At 41.1% G+C, this 16,907-nt stretch carries 13 protein-coding genes; 9 read left to right on the top strand and 4 right to left on the bottom strand.

The genetic code is table 11. From position 1 onward, the window contains the following. Positions 1 to 18 precede the first annotated feature (18 nt). The 5 genes from FTU03_RS08380 to FTU03_RS08360 all read left to right on the top strand — a co-directional run bounded on the left by FTU03_RS08380 (position 19) and on the right by FTU03_RS08360 (position 4,723). Positions 19 to 1,086 carry an ABC transporter substrate-binding protein gene (locus FTU03_RS08380; protein WP_179992727.1) on the top strand — a complete coding sequence of 356 codons (1,068 nt, stop codon included), beginning with the start codon at positions 19 to 21 and terminating at the stop codon, positions 1,084 to 1,086. Between the two features lie 27 nt (positions 1,087 to 1,113). After that, entirely contained in the window at positions 1,114 to 1,968 is an 855-nt protein-coding gene (locus FTU03_RS08375) for an ABC transporter permease (protein WP_179992754.1), read from the top strand. 10 nt (positions 1,969 to 1,978) lie between these two features. Further along, positions 1,979 to 2,740: an ABC transporter permease gene (locus tag FTU03_RS08370; protein WP_179992726.1), complete on the top strand. Its 762-nt coding sequence runs from the start codon at positions 1,979 to 1,981 to the stop codon at positions 2,738 to 2,740. Positions 2,741 to 2,758: 18 nt separating this feature from the next. Continuing rightward, positions 2,759 to 3,571 (top strand): ABC transporter ATP-binding protein, encoded by an 813-nt coding sequence (locus tag FTU03_RS08365; protein ID WP_179992725.1) that lies wholly within the window; start codon positions 2,759 to 2,761, stop codon positions 3,569 to 3,571. 336 nt (positions 3,572 to 3,907) lie between these two features. Beyond that, positions 3,908 to 4,723, top strand: a complete 816-nt coding sequence (locus FTU03_RS08360) for an ABC transporter ATP-binding protein (protein WP_179992724.1) — start codon at positions 3,908 to 3,910, stop codon at positions 4,721 to 4,723. 149 nt (positions 4,724 to 4,872) lie between these two features. On the opposite strand, the gene FTU03_RS08355 is transcribed toward FTU03_RS08360, so the two are convergent. The 3 genes from FTU03_RS08355 to FTU03_RS08345 all read right to left on the bottom strand — a co-directional run bounded on the left by FTU03_RS08355 (position 4,873) and on the right by FTU03_RS08345 (position 9,025). Further along, positions 4,873 to 6,240, bottom strand: a complete 1,368-nt coding sequence (locus FTU03_RS08355; protein WP_179992723.1) for an LLM class flavin-dependent oxidoreductase — start codon at positions 6,238 to 6,240, stop codon at positions 4,873 to 4,875. Between the two features lie 162 nt (positions 6,241 to 6,402). Next, on the bottom strand, positions 6,403 to 7,767 hold the full coding sequence (locus tag FTU03_RS08350) for an MATE family efflux transporter (RefSeq protein WP_179992722.1): 1,365 nt from the start codon (positions 7,765 to 7,767) through the stop codon (positions 6,403 to 6,405). 103 nt (positions 7,768 to 7,870) lie between these two features. Continuing rightward, the gene (locus FTU03_RS08345) at positions 7,871 to 9,025 is read right to left on the bottom strand and encodes a methionine aminotransferase (protein ID WP_179992721.1); all 1,155 of its coding nucleotides are present in this window, start codon (positions 9,023 to 9,025) and stop codon (positions 7,871 to 7,873) included. A gap of 273 nt (positions 9,026 to 9,298) precedes the next feature. Between FTU03_RS08345 and FTU03_RS08340 the strand changes: the two genes are divergently transcribed. From FTU03_RS08340 to FTU03_RS08330, 3 genes are read left to right on the top strand one after another with little or no spacing between them, the layout of a single operon-like run. Next, complete coding sequence (locus tag FTU03_RS08340; RefSeq protein ID WP_179992720.1) at positions 9,299 to 12,097, top strand: type VI secretion system Vgr family protein; 2,799 nt, start codon at positions 9,299 to 9,301, stop codon at positions 12,095 to 12,097. A gap of 15 nt (positions 12,098 to 12,112) precedes the next feature. Continuing rightward, on the top strand, positions 12,113 to 14,281 hold the full coding sequence (locus FTU03_RS08335; protein ID WP_004895314.1) for a LysM peptidoglycan-binding domain-containing protein: 2,169 nt from the start codon (positions 12,113 to 12,115) through the stop codon (positions 14,279 to 14,281). A 9-nt stretch (positions 14,282 to 14,290) separates the two neighbouring features. After that, positions 14,291 to 15,157, top strand: a complete 867-nt coding sequence (locus tag FTU03_RS08330) for a hypothetical protein (RefSeq protein WP_004895313.1) — start codon at positions 14,291 to 14,293, stop codon at positions 15,155 to 15,157. Positions 15,158 to 15,199: 42 nt separating this feature from the next. On the opposite strand, the gene FTU03_RS08325 is transcribed toward FTU03_RS08330, so the two are convergent. Beyond that, a complete protein-coding gene (locus FTU03_RS08325; RefSeq protein ID WP_179992719.1) occupies positions 15,200 to 16,120 on the bottom strand; it encodes a Dyp-type peroxidase in 921 nt (306 codons plus the stop codon). A gap of 160 nt (positions 16,121 to 16,280) precedes the next feature. Here FTU03_RS08325 and FTU03_RS08320 point away from each other — a divergent pair, with 160 nt between their 5' ends. Beyond that, a complete protein-coding gene (locus tag FTU03_RS08320) occupies positions 16,281 to 16,901 on the top strand; it encodes a LysE family transporter (protein ID WP_179992718.1) in 621 nt (206 codons plus the stop codon). The last annotated feature ends 6 nt before the right edge of the window (positions 16,902 to 16,907 follow it).

The following is a 16,907-nucleotide window of genomic DNA, read 5'->3' as shown; positions in this document are numbered from 1 at the left end:
ATTTTGAGGAATTTTCACATGTTTAAATGGTCAAAAGTATTATTTGCTGGCCTTCTCTCTACAACAACACTGCTGCCAGCGATTCAGACCTCTGCCGCAGAGGCGAAACCCAGCGTGATCCGTTTTGCTTCGCCGATGGTCGGTACAGGTAATCGCCCTGTAGGTTATGGTAATTACTATGCGACTGCACAGACCTTGGGTTTATTTGAAAAAGAATTCCAGAAAGATGGCATCAAAGTACAATGGAATAACTTTAAAGGAGCGGGTCCTGCGATTAATGAATCTTATGCGAATGGTCTGGTCGATATTACCTGGATTGGTGATTTGCCTGGACTGATTGGCAAAGCCAGTCGTCTGGACACTAAACTGGTCGCCATGGCTGGCTCACAGGATAATACTTATCTGGTGGTAGCACCGGGTTCTCCGGCTAAATCGATTGCTGATTTAAAAGGGAAACGAATAGGCTTCTTTAAAGGAACCAATCTGCATTTATCGATTATTAATGTGGTCAAAAAATACGGATTCAGTGAGAAAGACTTCCGTTTTGTCAACATGGATGGCCCAGTGGCGTATTCCGCTTTAGCCAGTGGTGATATTGATGCAATCTGGAGCAGTAGCTATATTTTTCCTGTAGTCGATCGCGGTATTGCCAAGATTATTTATAGTACCAAAAATGAACCTGATCTCTATAAAACCTCAGGCTATGTACTGGTGAATTCCAAGTTTGAGCAAAAATATCCTGAAGTGGTTCAGCGTGTAGTGAATGTGCTGGTCAAACAAGCGGCTTGGGAAAGCAAGCCCGCTAATAAAGATGCCCTGTTTAAACTCTGGGCAAAATCTGGAATATCGTATAGCAACATCAATAAAGCCCATATTGGGGTAGATCTGAAACGTCATAGTGCCCCGATTTTTGATGCCTATAACGTGTCACTCATTAAGCAGAAGCTTAAAGCGGGTCAAGATTTGAAACTGATTCGCGGTAATGTCGATGTTGATTCCTGGATTGAGCCGAAGTATGTCAATAATGCTTTAAAAACGCTGAATTTACAGAACTATTGGAAACCTCTGAATGCCAATGGGCAATAACCATCATGCCCTTGAGGAGGTTGAGTGATGTTACAGGAAATCGAGCTTGAAACAGCCAAGATACCGACACAGGACAATGCTGCATCCAGATTGAACCGAAAAAGTATTCTGAATTTTTTAAAACAGAATCAGGTGTTCATATGGGGAATTGGAGTCATTTTCCCCATCGCGTTGCTCTATCTGTGGCATGTGTCGGTAGAACGGAACTGGGTGAATCCTTTATTGCTGCCTGCACCTGAACTGGTCTGGGTGGCCCTGAAAGATCTGTATCAAACTGGCGAACTGTGGAGCAATTTGAGTGTCAGTCTGAGCCGAATTGGCTATGGGTTCAGTGCCGGCATTGTACTGGCACTGGTCTTAGGTCTGACCATGGGACTATCGCGTCGAGCAGAAGCCTATATCTGGCCCACATTCAAAGCCATTAATCTGGTACCTGTGATTGGCTGGATTCCACTGTTAATTTTACTGGTCGGGATTGATGAAGCCCTCAAGATTATTCTGATTGCTAAAGCCGCGCTGGTACCGATGACCATCAATGTATTTAAAGGCGTGCGCAATATTCCACAGCAATTGACCGAAGTCGCGGAAGTTTATCAGTTGAGCACCTGGTCCAGATTTAAAAATGTGGTTCTGCCGGGTGCTTTTATCAGTTTTATCGGTGGTCTGCGTTTATCTCTGGCAAGTTCATGGGGTGCTCTGGTTGCAGTAGAACTGCTAGCTTCAAGTGAAGGGATTGGCTATGTGATGGTCTATGGCCGTCAGATTTTCCAGCTCGATGTAGTGATGGCAACTGTAGTGGTGATTGGATTGGTGGGATTTGGCTTTGACGTCATTATCCGCCTTATACAAAAACAGTTCCGTGGTTGGGATCAGGCTAGATAGAGAGAATATCATGAAAAAAATAGATTATCGCGGCTGGGTCATTCCCCTGGTTCTGTTGGTTGCCTGGTTGATCGTGACCGCAAAACAATGGGTTGATCCTGCTTTACTGGCACCGCCAGCTGCTGTATGGCAGGCCTTTGTAGAAAGCTGGCAGGCAGGCGAGGTGACAGAAAATATTATCGCCAGTCTACTTCGCAACACGGCAGGATTTATTGCCGGTGGAGTGGTTGGTGCAGTGCTGGGTTTGGCCCTGGGTCTAAACGTCTGGCTGGATCGAATCTTTTCTCCAACGCTGAATGCTATTAAACACGTGGCTGTATTTGCCTGGATTCCACTGATGATCATGTGGTTTGGACACGGTGAAGTTTCAAAAGTGATTTTTATTGCCTTAGTGGTGTTCTATCCGGTGTTCTTTAATACCTATGACGGGGTCAAGAATGTGCCGGTCAAAATTAAGGAAGTGGCGCAGATTTTCCAGCTTAGTCCGGTACGTACTTTTTTTAAAGTGATTTTACCCGCAGCAGCCCCAAGTATTTTTGCCGGTTTGAATATTGCGCTGGTGTTTTCATGGGTAGCAACTGTTGGCGCGGAGTATTTCTTTGTGTCCTCGGTTGGCGTGGTCAATCCAATCATGGATGGACAGAACCTGTTCCAGATGGAAGTGGTGCTATATGGCATGGCCATTATTGCGATTGTCGGGCTGTTATTTTCCAAGGCAGCACAATTCTTTGAAAACTATAACTTACGCTGGCGTCAGGCGGCCAATAAATAAAAGATGTGAGATAACAACATGAATCAACAGGTGAATATTAAGGGTCATGTCGAGATCCAGAAACTCGACAAGTTCTTCCCTAAAGATGGGGAAGAGTTACAAGTGTTAGATCAGATTAATTTGAATATCCAGCCAGGCGAGTTCATTAGTATTGTCGGTAATAGTGGCTGTGGTAAATCAACCTTATTGCGGCTTTTGGTGGGCCTTGATGCCGAGTTTCAAGGCAGTATTTTGATTGATGGCAAACCGATTCAGGGCACCAGTCTGGATCGCGGGATTGTGTTTCAGGATCACCGTTTGTTCCCTTGGCTGAGTGTCGAGCAAAATGTAGCTTTAGCGCTGGAAAAATCAGGCCTGAGCAAAGCTGAAAAGCAGGAACTCATTGATTATCATCTGGAGCTGGTGCAATTGAGCCAGTTTAAAACTGCCTATCCAAGTCAGCTGTCCGGGGGGATGAGCCAGCGTGTGGCAATTGCGCGTAGTCTGGTGAATCGTCCACAAATTTTATTACTGGATGAACCTTTTGGTGCCTTGGATGCCTTGACTCGGGCCAACTTGCAACAGGAATTACAGCGGATCTGGCAGTCGGAAAAGATCACCTCTATTCTGGTCACCCATGATGTAGAAGAGGCGGTATTGTTAGGTGATCGCGTAGTGGTAATGCAACCCCATCCGGGACGAATCAAACGTATTGTGAAAGTGGATCTGGAACGTCCGCGTAAACGTGAAGACTACCGTCTGGCGGCCATTAAAAATGACATCTTGCTTGACTTCCAGGATCAGGTCGAGCTTGTGCCGCATGAACTGGAACAGTATAAATTGTCCTGGTAAGCAGAGCCATTTGAATACCCGCATTCGCGGGTTTTTTATTGCCCTAAGCATTGTTGCGATTTGGTTGTTCGGAATATTTTAAATAACGTTTTCTAGAAGAAAAAAATTTTAAGTTATTGAAATATATAATTTTATATCTAACTATTAAAATCTATACATGCTTTTGATAACCAAATAAAAAATCAAGATAACTCCTTACCCTAAACTCTTTTATAGTCAAAAGAGTCCTATTTTCAGCAGATCTAAAAGAGACAGAAATTTATCCAAGTTCATAAACAGGATAGATCCAGTCTAGAACAATCATTAAATATGTATTGCAGCAAAAGGTGAGGAAAAATGACGGAGCACTCTCAATGTAGAATCACGATTCAAAATTTATATAAAAGTTATAGCACCGCACCAGATCAGCAGACCCAAGTCCTCGAAGATATTAATCTGGATATTCATGCAGGTGATTTTGTCAGTGTGATAGGGCATGCTGGCTGCGGTAAATCCACATTGTTACGCTTACTGAAGGGCTTAGAGCAGCATCAACAGGGACAGATTCTGATTCAGGGAAAACAGCCAGCTGAACATCTTCCAAATCTCAGTATTGTCTATCAGGATCATCGACTGTTTAACTGGCTCAGTGTGACGGAAAATATCCGCATGGCCTTACATCAAATCCCTTTAAGCAAAGAAGAGGAAAACCGAAGAATTCAGGAACAGCTGGAATTGCTGCAACTGACACCATTTAAGGATGCTTATCCATCGCACTTGTCTGCTGGCATGAATCTGAAAGTGGCCATTGCCAAAAGCCTGGTTACTCAACCGGATATATTATTATTAGATGATCCTTTTGCTGGACTGGACGCGCTGATGCGTCATCATCTGCATGAAGAATTACAGCGAATCTGGAAAGCCAAAAAAATTACCGTGATTTTAGCGACCCAAGATATTGCTGAAGCTTTATTACTGAGCACTTCAGTTGTGGTAATGCAGGCTAATCCTGGACGAATCGAACAGGTTTTAAAGGTGTCTTTATCTTATCCACGCAAGCGCCAGAATACGCGTTTACAGCAGTTGAAAAAAGAAATTCTAAAAGTATTAAATTTCTCAATCGTGAAGGATCAACAGCTGCTACTTACAAGCTCTGGTCAGTTTTGCTGGTAGGCTAGGGTCTTCATTCATTTTAAATTAAACAGAAATCAACAGCGACACAACCTCGCCCATAGTTGTCATTTCCACTAGCACCAATTACCCAAGTGCTTAACTTAAAGAAATAAAAAATGCCCTATCGGGCATTTTTTATAATGGATGGTTTAAGAGGCAACCGCAGTATTTTGTTGCGTAATCACATACTGATTTTCTGGCCGTTTCAATCCTAAGTTTTCACGTAAAGTTGTACCTTCATATTCAGTCCGGAATAGACCACGACGTTGTAGTTCTGGCACGATGAAATCTACAAAGTCATCCAGACCGGCAGGTGTCGTCGGTGGTAATACATTAAAGCCATCCGCAGCTTCATTTTCAAACCACTCCTGTAATTGATCAACCACCTGTTCAGGCGTACCGATCAGCGTCCAGTGACCGCGAGCAGAAGCAATATATTCATATAGCTGGCGAATGCTGAAGTGATGCTTAGCTGCAATCTCAAACATTATTTGTTGACGGCTAGACTTGATCTCAATGTCTTCTAGAGGAAATGGAGCATCCAGATCATAGTTTGAAAGATCAATATCACCTGCCAGACCAGACAGTAAGCCCAAACCGACATCTGGATGAATCAGACGATTCAGTAACTCATATTTTTCTTTGGCTTCCTGTTCGGTTTTAGCGACAAAGACAGAGACCCCCGGCATTACTTTTAGATCATCCGGATGACGGCCATATTTAGCCAGGCGTCCTTTGACATCACAGTAGAAGGCTTGGGCATCAGACAGGCTTTGCTGGGCGGTAAAAATCACTTCGGCATATTTGGCGGCCAGCTCACGTCCATCTTCAGATTGGCCCGCCTGAACAATCACTGGATAGCCTTGTGGCGGACGAGAGACATTGAGTGCACCTTGGACATTAAAATATTTGCCGCTATGTAGCGGTTCGTGCTGTTTAGATGCCTCAAAGAAATGACCGCTTTCTTTGTCATAGAGGAATGCATCATTTTCCCATGAATCCCAGAGCTTCTGTACAACTTCAATAAATTCATCCGCGCGCTCATAACGGACTTTGGCATCCGGATGTGCACTAAAACCAAAGTTCCGCGCGGTTTCAGCAGATATGGTGGTGACAACATTCCAGGCGGCACGACCCTTACTGATATGGTCTAAAGAGGCATATTTTCGTGCCAACAGATACGGTTCTTCATAGGTCGTAGAAGCAGTGGCAATAAAACCAATATTTTGGGTGACGGCTGAAATCGCTGCGAATAAGGTGACGGGTTCAAAGCCAACGACTTTATCGCTATAACCGACCTTCTTATTATGTTTGGAAGCACCATGACTCCAGTTGACTGCCAGACCATCTGCAAGGAAATAGGCATCAAACAGGCCGCGTTCAGCAGTTTTCGCTAATTCAATCGCATAATCAATACTTAAATGATCCTGAGGACGAGACTCAGGATGGCGCCAACCTGCCGCATGTTGCGAAGTCGTTGGAATAAAAGCACCCAGTTTAATTTGTCGTTTAGCCATGAGAAGACCTTGTGTTTTTATGCAATACACTGCTTATAACAAGGATCTTCATGCCTGAAAAATATAATAAAAATGAATCCATATAAAAAATATGGATTAAGCAGGAAATACGCTCTTTAGAGGTGGTTTACTAAGGTTTATCCAGTAGTTCAGGCCGGAAGATTAAACCAGTGCCTCGATGGTCTTTTTCTTCCAGATAAACTGGTAATACAAGCCTTGCATAATACAAAGACAGACAAAGGCAAGGGCATAGCCATACCAGATCCCTTGTAAACCCCACCAGCGGCTGAACATATAGGCAGCCGGTACTTCAATTCCAATAATGGCAATGATATTGATCAACATAGGGATTGTTACTGTGCCACTGGCCCGCATGATCGAAGCGAAAATTGCACTAGCACCAAAGAACAAAATCGACCATAGGACAATGAAGAGAAGTTGCTGACCCAATACCACGACCTGCGGATCAGTGATAAATAGTGCCATCAGATATTTAGAAAACAGATAAGCCAGAATCACCAGACTACCTGTGAACAAGATATTCATACTTAAGGCAGTTCGGGTCACTTTATTGAGCAAATCATTTTTACCAGCACCAATGGCCTGTGCCCCAAAGACGGAAGCCGCAATGGCAATAGAAAGGGCAGGGAACTGAATATAATTCAGCACCTGATTCACGGCACCATAGGCCGCTGTTGCTTCTGCGCCATACCGGTTAACCAGACCCACAATGACCAAACCAGCGACTGAAGTCGTCACCATTTGAACTCCAGTCGGAATACCTAAGCGCAGGATAATCTTACTGAGCTGGGGCTGATGACGGATATCTTTGATCAACGCCCAGTCTGGTCTTAGAGGATGACGCTTATAATTTAAATAGAGAATGAGAAATAACAGAACAGCCAAGTTGCCCAGAATGGTTGCAATTGCTGGAGAGATGATCCCCATTTTAGGAAAACCGAAATAACCGGCGATCAGGACTGGTGTCACCACTAAGCCAACGCCAATCGTCAAAGCAGAGGCAAACAGTGGCGTAGTACTGTCTCCAACCCCGCGTAAAATTGAAGTATAAATAATATAAATAAAAATCAGTGGGCTACCAGCCAGCATCCATTGCACGTAAGGCAAAGACAGGTGCATCACATCCGGATCTGTACCTAATAATTGCAGGATATTTTCAGCAAAAAATACACCCAATAGGGCAATCAGGCTGCCACCAATCAGTGTCATAAACAGGGTAGAGCCAACTACACAGCGCACTTTTTCCAGGTTTCTGGCACCCCAAGCTTGTCCTACCAGAACCGTAGAACCTGCAGAGAGACCAATCACAAAAGCCATCAGACAGAACAGAATCGGGAAAAATACTGCCACAGCGGCAATTGCTTGCACGCCGAGCATTTGCCCGACAAAAACAGTATTAATCGTACCGGACAGGCTTTGCAGGATGTTGGTAACGACCAGCGGTAACAGGAAAATAAAAAATGTTTTCCATAAATTCTGCTGGTGAACCAATGCTTGCTGTGCCATATGACATCCTGTTCTTGATTTTTCATATATTTATCAGGACTAAATTATCCTTGATCCGCATCAAGAACGCCTTAGCTTTTCAGTAACCAATAAGTCTATTTTTTTAAACTTTGGAAAGAATCTGTGCCGCTTCTATTAAGGTTTCATCTTTTTTGGCGAAGCAGAAGCGTAATAAGTGTAAATCTTTAGGCGGCTCCTGATAAAACGCTGATACCGGAATCGCTACAATGTCATGCTGTTCAGCCAGATAGTGACACATCGACAGTGCATCCAGATCAGGACGAATTTCACTGTAATCCAGATTCTGGAAATAGGTACCTTGAGACGGCGTCCAGTGAAAACGGGAATCTGTAAGTGCATGATTAAACAGGTCCCGTTTGGTCTGATAAAAACCGGACAGCTCATGGATATGTTCAGAATGTAGCTGCATATATTCAGTCAAAGCCACCTGAATTGGCGTTACACCACAGAAGCTGACAAACTGGTAAATCTGTCTGAACATCTGCATTAAGGCTGGCGGTGCAACACAGAAACCAGTTTTCCAGCCGGTCACATGAAAGGTTTTACCAAAAGAACCAATCACAAAACTGCGTTCACGGAGTTCCGGAAATGATGCTGCAGAATGATGACGAACTTCATCAAATACCAGATGTTCATAAACTTCATCAGACAGAACTACAATATTGCGATCACGAATCAGTTCAATCAGCTGTTGCCAGTCTTGCTCTGTCCATACCGTTCCGGTGGGATTATGCGGTGTATTCACTACAATCATGCGGGTACGGTCATTGATTGCATCTTTGACCTGATTCCAGTCCACAGAAAAACCAGGATATTCCAGAGCGATATGTACCGGTTTGGCACCGACCAGCTTCACGCTTGGCGCATAGCTGTCATAACTGGGATCAAAAATAATGACTTCTTCACCCGCCCGTACCGTTGCCTGAATTGCACAGAAGATTGCAATCGTTGCGCCAGGAGTAATGGTGATTTCATCTACCGGGTCTAGAATGAGCTGGTCACGATGCTGATAAAGATCAGCGACCAGCCCACGTAATACTGGTAAACCATCACCCGGTGCATATTGATTAAAACCATTTTCAGCCGCCCGACTGAGGGCTTCAATCAATTGCGGTGGAGCAGGAAAATCTGGAAAACCTTGTGACAGGTTAATTGCTCCGAGTTTTTGTGCCAAGGCCGACATAGTACTAAAAATAGTAACGCCCAGATTGGGAAGTTTAGAATGTAACTCAAGCATGTCCTTGGCCTCTGGCTTATCCTGTAATCGAGGATGATGTAGGAGATATAAAGTATTCGGCTTTCAGTGTAGCAGTAAGTGAATCAGCAAATAATCAGAAAAATCGAAAAGGTTGAAACAGAATACATCTTCTATTTCATAAGCATAGAGAATATAAGGTCAGGTTAAGGCTATTCGTGGTTAATTCATGTGAAATAAATACCAAGATGGATTGTTCTAAGCTTATTCCCTAAAATCAGTGCGATAAAAATAACCTCAAATAATAATTATAAAATGCTACAGAGTATTTATACGGTGCTTGAGGGCTTGGGTCTAAGCTCACAGAAGCGTGCACTTCATCTCCGATTTTCCAATGAAATTTTAAATTCTCAGGTTCTGATTCAGCGTATTGAAGGCAGGCACTGGATCAATGAGGGGCTACATGCTGAATTACTTTGTCTATCCACTCATCCCTATATTGCTTTAAAACAGTTTATTGGCTGTCAGGTTGCTGTTGATCAGGTCACTGATCAAGGTGAGCTTTTCCGGACTACAGGTATCATTACCGCAGCTAAACAGGGGCATAGCGATGGTGCTTTAAGTGTCTATCAGCTGACTCTCGAAGATGCGACTTCACTTTGGCATAAACGCCGTAATAGTCGTGTGTTTTTGAATAAAAGTGTCAAAGAAATCAGTGAAATTTTGTTTGCTGAATGGCAAAAGCGAAGTGGCTTATTTGCGCAAAGTTTAAGTTTGGATCTTTCCGGACTAAATCGTGAATATGATGTACGGCCATTGGTCATACAGTCCAATGAAAGTGATTATGACTTTCTGACCCGCCTATGGCGTAGTGAGGGTATTAACTGGCTGATTGATGAAAAGGAATTAATCATTTCAATATCAGCTCGAACCATTCAGCCACAAGTCCTGCGTCTTGTTGATGAGCAGCAATATTTTCAAGCCTTAAAGCGCCGTTCCATCCGCTTCCATCGCAGTCATGCAACTGAGCAATTCGATACTATCACCAGCCTAATCGCTGAGCGACAACTTGTACCAAACAGTGTTGCATTGCAACGCTGGCAAGCTATAGATCTGGAGCAGGAGCAAAACCAGCGATTGGTGAATATTCAGCAGAGTAGTGTTCAGGATCATACTAGTTTAAATCTGGAAGATGTCTGGAACATCAGCCCAGCTTGGACCAGTGACCTAAATAGAGAAGATCAGGCTACATCATCCAGTCCAGCTCAACTGGATCAACTCAGTCAGCAACTTAGTCACTTTCATGCCATGCAATCCAAATATTTTAAGGCCAGCAGTAGGGTTCGTGATGCCCGAGTGGGTTACTGGTTTGAACTGCATCATCATCCCGAAATTGATCAACATCCGTGCAATGAGCGTGAATTTTTAATTTTGGGCAAACACTTCTATAACCAGAATAATTTACCAAAAGACATTTTGCTACAGGTGGATCAGCTCATGCTGTCCAGTCGCTGGAAAGTTCTGGATGACGAGAGACAAGGCAATGAGCTGTATTTAATTCGTCGAGATATTCTGGTGATACCTGAATATCATCCACTACAACATCGGCCCGTGGCCTATCCACAACGGGCGAAAGTGGTAGGGCCTGAAGGTGAGACTATTTATGTCGATGAATGGGGACGCGTGAAGGTTCGTTTTTTATTTACCCGTAGTGAAGATCATCAGCATGATGGTGGTGCTGGCGCCAATGATAATGACACTGATTCGGCCTGGGTAGATGTGCTAACGCCATGGGCAGGTGAAGGTTATGGCGCCCGATTCCATCCACGTATCGGGGAAATCGTAGTGATTGATTTCTTCGAAGGGGATATTGATCGTCCCTTTATTGTTGGACGTATTCATGAAGCTGAACGTTATCAAACTATGTTTGATAAGAAGGGGCAGTTGCCATTCACTAAAAAACTAAGTGGTATCCGTTCTCAAGAGGTGGAGGGTGAAGGTTTTAACCAGCTTCGCTTCGATGATACAACTGGACAGATTAGTGCACAGCTGCAAAGTAGTCATGGGGCCAGTCAGCTAAATTTAGGAAATCTAAGTCATCCAAAAGAAGATGAGGCTAGCGACGGGCGTGGTGAGGGCTTTGAGTTAAGAACAGATCAATGGGGAGCACTTAGAGCGGGAGCTGGCTTGCTTCTCTCTACCTATAAACAAGAAAATGCCAATGCCAATCACTTAAATGCCAGTCCTGCGAAAAGCCAGCTTGAATCTAGTTTGAATCATAGTAAAGCCTTAAGTGAGATTGCCAAAAATCAGCAAACAGATCCCTTAGAAGGGTTAGATCATCTGAAAAAATTTCTGGATCAGATTGAACAGCAAGATCAAAGCAAGGCTGAAACCTTTAAACAGGCTTTAATGCTGCTGTGCGCACCGAATTCAATTGCACTCTCAACTAATGAAGATCTATACCTTTCAGCTGATCATCAGATTAACCACAGTGCTGCGGATAATATTAATTTTTCCACACAGAAATCTTTGATTGCTCACGCTCAGGACAAGATCAGTTTATTTGCAGCCCAACAAGGATTAAAAGCCATTGCGGCAAAGGGGAAGGTCGAACTCCAGGCACAAGATGACGCAATAGAAACAATTGCTCGTCAAAAAATAAAAATTATTTCGACTGAAGATCAGATTGAAATTATAAGTCCTAAAGAAATTGTACTGACTGCGGGTGGATCTCAGTTAAAGATTAATGGACAGGGAGTATTTAGTACTACAAGTGGGAAGTTTGAGTGTAAGGCTGGGAAGCATAGTTTTATGGGGGGAGCAAACGTAACGTATGAAGTACCTCAGCTTCCCAACAAGCCTTTATATAGCAACAGACTGGATGTATATGATTTATTTTGGCAATCTGACTTCAGTACATTAACTTATAAAGCTTTTATTCCAGAGACAAATTCATATATATCAGGTCAGCTTGATGAGCATGGTCGTACTAAAAAAATGACTACAGCAGATCCTTCTAAGATTGAAGTTTTAGTAGGCCTTAATGATGATTGGGAATTAAATGTTCAGGGTTATGATGTAGAAGATTTAATAGAACATAATAATAACTAGGATATAAAAACAAAAATGGTGAATAAGTCTTTAGCAACCATACAAATTTTAGATTTATTGGGTAACCCAATTTCTAAAGTTCAATATGAAGTTAAAAATAGTAAAACAGGCCAACATGTAGTGCGTGGCTTTACCAACTCTAAAGGATGCCTATACGAGATTCAAAGAGATAAAGGAACAGTTTTAGATATTTACGTCAAAAGCCTTTTTGGCATAGGTATGAAAAAAGTTCAGACATTCACAATGTCGAAAGATCGTATGCTTGTCACGGTAATTAGCCCTAAAATTCTATTGGATTTAAAAACAGTTGATAATAATGGAAGTCAGGGAAGTTATAAGCGTAAAACACATACTATTGAAAAGGGTGAAACTTTATCATCTATTGCGCAGAAATATCAGACCACAGTTCGAGCACTTGAAAAGCTGAATAGAATAAAAGATGCTAATAGAATTAGTATAGGCCAAGTAATTAAGCTACCAGTTAATACACCTGCAACAGGGAATAATATTAGTACGAATAAAAAAACGAGTACTCAACCAATAGAAAAAAGTAAAACAGAAGATAAAAAAGTTGCTACTACGGCAGATACAGGCATTGCTACTACATTTGAAGAATACCAAAGGAAAGCGTTAGAACAACTTAATGAATGGTATGAAGAAGGGAAAAAAGCACTTTCAGAATCGGTAAAAATTGATATTACAGAAGACCGTAGCCAAGAGAGTGGAACACCTAAAACCAATACCAAAAATTTGTGTGAAAATAATCCTCAGTGTATATCAAAAGGTCAAAGTGAATTAATTAGAGAAGTTAATATCAGATTAGCTGGATTTGGAGGTGCATTACCTACAGATGAGTTTACTCCTTTAACTGCGAAATGTATTAAACAGTTTCAAAGAGATTATATGGGGGTGCCAGAAACTGGAAAAATATGTGGCAGTGTTTTAGTTGCTTTAGATAAGTTTTATTATGAATACCCGATTGCTAATTTTATGGCTAAAGCCAGTTGCCCTTGTGGAGAATGTTCAGGCTATGGTATGAATAGAAGAAATACAAAGTCAGGCTTTAATACTGCCAATGAATATCCAGGATTACATAGGTCATTAATATGGATATTAAAATCTTTAAATTTCTATTTAAAAAATGAATTTAAACCTAAAGGCCTTGAAGTGGCTTATATTGAATCTGGTTATAGATGTATAGGTGATAATAAGAAAAAAGGCAGAACCACAGTAAACCATATGGGTTTAGCGCTAGATATACACATCAAAAAAAATGGGAAAAGAACTAAGGCTATAGAAGATGTAGAGTTTATTAGAAAAGAAATTATGACTGTAAAAATGGGAGCAAGTGAAGAAAGGGCTTCTGATAAAATATATTTAGAGCCAACAAAATTTAAGAGTGGAGCAAATGGAGCAACTACTTGGGTTCATTTTGATGTAACAAGATTCTCGAGTATTTACTTTAATGATGAATACTTTAAAAAAGAGATTAAAGATCTAAATGGTAAGCCGATAGTTGAGATTGCTAAATCACTAAATATAAATTCTATTTTTAATTGTGCAGGAATAATTGTAAATACTTCTACTATTTCTAAAATAACAGACCAAACTATTGATGATCTTGTAAAAGAGTTAGGGGACGCAATTGCTAGTGGTGAAGGTAGCTATGAAGCTTGGAATGCGGGAGCTCCTGAAGGGAAAAGGGTCAAATATGGGAAAATGAATGACTTGCCAGGTACAATTACTGGGAAAACTATTGATGAGCTTTTAGAGGCTGCGAAAAAATATAAATGGGATGATAATAGAAGAAGATTTGCAACGGGGAAATATCAAACGATTCCTTCTACTCTAGCGGCAGCTAAAGCAAGACTAAATTTGACTGGTAATGAGTTGTATGATCATGATATGCAAGAAAGAGTCTTTAAGGAACATTTATTAAGAGGTCGTTCATCTATCTATAACCTGATTATTAATGGAAATAAAACTGTAGAACAGGCTATGGTTGATGCTTCTAAAGAGTGGGCTTCAATTGCTTTACCAAAGGGAAAAAAGAATAAATATGGGGTTATTTCTGATGGTAATATTGGTTACCATGAATCTAGAACAAATAAAGCAAATAAACATTCTACTGAGAAAGTTAAAGTTATATTTGAGAAAATACATACTTATCATTCAAATAAATAGGTTTTAAAAATGCAGTTCAAATTAATTTTATTATTTCTTTCTATTTTAGGATTTTCGAGTTGTACATACCCCAAAGAAAATATATTGATAACTTCAGATAATGTCTCAAAATGTTATTTTGAAGGTGGAAATATTGATTTTTGTTCGAAAGATAAGCTTGAGGTTTATAATAAGCATATTAAAGATTTACCTAATTTTTCAAATGATAAAGTGTTATTAATCTTAAATCATAATAGAGATTTAGGTGTAGGTGAAAGTAGAGTTGTTAAGCTGATAGTTATATTAGACCCGTTAGGGAAAAAAGTAATTCCTGTTCCTCAGATGGTAGGTAATTTTGTTGATGGTAAGTTAAGGGAGATTTATAATGAACCTGCTATTATAAAATACAATAAGAAGGGTAATAAAATTTGTTTATCAGGAACTACCTATTTTTTAAAAAATAATAATATTAATATTGAAGATGAATGTTATAATTTTGAAAAAGGTCGTATAAGTAAAATAGAGGATTTGAATTTAAATAATAAAGAATTTTCTAAATTGCCCTATTCATCCGATATTCATTTTAAATGTATAAATAATATTAAATTAAATAAGTGTAATGGGTTAAGATTGATATCTTCGCAAACAATGTTGAATAAGTATAACTTTATTAATCCTCAAGATGGAATGAGTGTGCTCTTGAAAGGAGAAAAAGATTTCTTTTTAATAGTATCTCCGTTTTTTGATGAAGAAGGGGCCAATTTAAGGATTATGAAAGTTAAAGATTTTAACTTAATTTCAGAAAAATATATATATGCAGGAAAGAATGTAGAGATTGATAATAATTTGAATATAAAATATTTTGAAGGAAATAATAAAAAAGAATTCTCATTCTAAGAATAATTGATTTAAAAAGCCGACTTTCATCGGCTTTTCACTTTACCCTTCCAAAACCTCTTCCAGCAATTCCTCACTCGGCGCAAAGTAATACGCACCATCCATTGGAGTCACGAAGTGTAGCAAGCGGTCATGGATCCCATCGCCTGATGTACCAAACATGCGCACTAACATGGCATCAATGATTTTCAGGTCTTTGGTATAAGCAATGAAGAATAGACCTTGGTCACCACGACCATCTCCATAAGGCAGAGAGTGACGTAGAATTTCCATTTCCTCGCCTCCCTCATCTTCAACGACAGTACGAGCGATATGCGCATTGGCAGGTTTTACCTCATCCTCGAGTTCAATCGATTCAAGTTTGGTACGACCCATCACTTGTTCTTGAGCATCGACTTTGAGTTTCTTCCATTTATCCAGGTTATGCGCATAACGCTGTGCAAAAATGAATGAACCGTCTTGGAAAATGCCAGCATCTTCACCCAGTAAAGCCACTTCAGCTCGATCATCCGGGAATTGCGGATTTTCAGTCCCATCAATGAAACCGGTAATATCACGGCCATCAAAGTAACGGAAGCAAACACGCTCATCTAGTACTTCAACCTGATCGCGAATACCTTCAAAGAAAGACTGACTCAAGGCGAAACAGATATCGGCACGCGCACTGGCAATATGGATCAGCACATCTGCCGGTACCACAGGCATATTAAATGAACCTTGAATTGGCTCTAATTGTTTAAAACCAGCAGGTGCCTGTTCATACAATTTTGACCAGAGTTCAGGACCAAAAGCGACAGCCGTTTTAATTTGCGCATTCGGATGTTGGGTAATCAGGCGATCGCGTGTCGTAAATAGCTGTTTTAATCGTTCCTTAAAATCTTCAATACTGAGATCTTTCAGGCGTAAAACAATAAAGCGAGCATGATCTGAAGGTAATGGCAAAATTACAGATTGGGCTGTCATTCATGGCTCCTGTAATAAATTTTCTGTATCCAATCCTGCTATTGTGCCTGAAGCGCTATAGAGTGAATAGTATGCAGTCTGATGTTTAAGCAATTTTTTTGGCTGAAAATATTGGAAAAGTCATATAATTAGATCCTGAATTTGAATGAGTTAAATCTCTATGTCCTATCAAGTCTGGTTTGCTTATATGTTAGCCTGTTGGGTGATCAGTATTTCCCCAGGTGCGGGTGCTATTGCTTCAATGTCGAGCGGACTGAATTATGGCTTTCGACATGGATACTGGAATGCGCTCGGCCTGCAACTCGCCCTATTGGTTCAAATTGCTATTGTGGCTGCCGGGGCAGGGGTATTGTTCGCGACTACACCTTGGGCATTTCTTGCTGTGAAATGGTTTGGGGTTGCTTATTTACTGTATCTGGCCCTTTTGCAGTGGAAAGCACCAGCGCAGTCGATTGAAATTAAACATGAACTCGCACGAAAATCAGCTGGGAAACTCGTCATCCACGGTTTTCTGGTCAATATGAGTAATCCCAAAGCGATTGTATTTTTGCTGGCAGTATTGCCGCAATTTCTGGACTTATCTAAACCGCAATGGATTCAATATGTGATTATGGCCGCGACTATGGTAACGATTGATCTGATCGTGATGGCAGGCTATACCGGTCTGGCTGCCAAGGTTCTGCGTCTTCTGAAATCGCCAAAACAGCAGAAAGTCATGAATCGAACTTTTGCCAGCTTGTTCGCTGGAGCCGCATTTTTATTGAGTCTAGTGCATCAGTAGGAGAAC

Origin of the sequence: Acinetobacter sp. YH12046 (assembly GCF_013419905.1) — a bacterium.
Lineage (GTDB): Bacteria > Pseudomonadota > Gammaproteobacteria > Pseudomonadales > Moraxellaceae > Acinetobacter.
Note: the sequence above shows the minus strand (reverse complement) of the source record. Positions and strands in the feature narration are given on the sequence as shown.

Excerpts from the sequence above, each read along its gene's own strand:
- FTU03_RS08380 (WP_179992727.1), top strand. The coding sequence starts at position 19 with ATGTTTAAATGGTCAAAAGTATTATTTGCTGGCCTTCTCTCTACAACA.
- FTU03_RS08375 (WP_179992754.1), top strand. The coding sequence starts at position 1,114 with ATGTTACAGGAAATCGAGCTTGAAACAGCCAAGATACCGACACAGGAC.
- FTU03_RS08370 (WP_179992726.1), top strand. The coding sequence starts at position 1,979 with ATGAAAAAAATAGATTATCGCGGCTGGGTCATTCCCCTGGTTCTGTTG.
- FTU03_RS08365 (WP_179992725.1), top strand. The coding sequence starts at position 2,759 with ATGAATCAACAGGTGAATATTAAGGGTCATGTCGAGATCCAGAAACTC.
- FTU03_RS08360 (WP_179992724.1), top strand. The coding sequence starts at position 3,908 with ATGACGGAGCACTCTCAATGTAGAATCACGATTCAAAATTTATATAAA.
- FTU03_RS08355 (WP_179992723.1), bottom strand. The coding sequence starts at position 6,240 with ATGGCTAAACGACAAATTAAACTGGGTGCTTTTATTCCAACGACTTCG.
- FTU03_RS08350 (WP_179992722.1), bottom strand. The coding sequence starts at position 7,767 with ATGGCACAGCAAGCATTGGTTCACCAGCAGAATTTATGGAAAACATTT.
- FTU03_RS08345 (WP_179992721.1), bottom strand. The coding sequence starts at position 9,025 with ATGCTTGAGTTACATTCTAAACTTCCCAATCTGGGCGTTACTATTTTT.
- FTU03_RS08340 (WP_179992720.1), top strand. The coding sequence starts at position 9,299 with ATGCTACAGAGTATTTATACGGTGCTTGAGGGCTTGGGTCTAAGCTCA.
- FTU03_RS08335 (WP_004895314.1), top strand. The coding sequence starts at position 12,113 with ATGGTGAATAAGTCTTTAGCAACCATACAAATTTTAGATTTATTGGGT.
- FTU03_RS08330 (WP_004895313.1), top strand. The coding sequence starts at position 14,291 with ATGCAGTTCAAATTAATTTTATTATTTCTTTCTATTTTAGGATTTTCG.
- FTU03_RS08325 (WP_179992719.1), bottom strand. The coding sequence starts at position 16,120 with ATGACAGCCCAATCTGTAATTTTGCCATTACCTTCAGATCATGCTCGC.
- FTU03_RS08320 (WP_179992718.1), top strand. The coding sequence starts at position 16,281 with ATGTCCTATCAAGTCTGGTTTGCTTATATGTTAGCCTGTTGGGTGATC.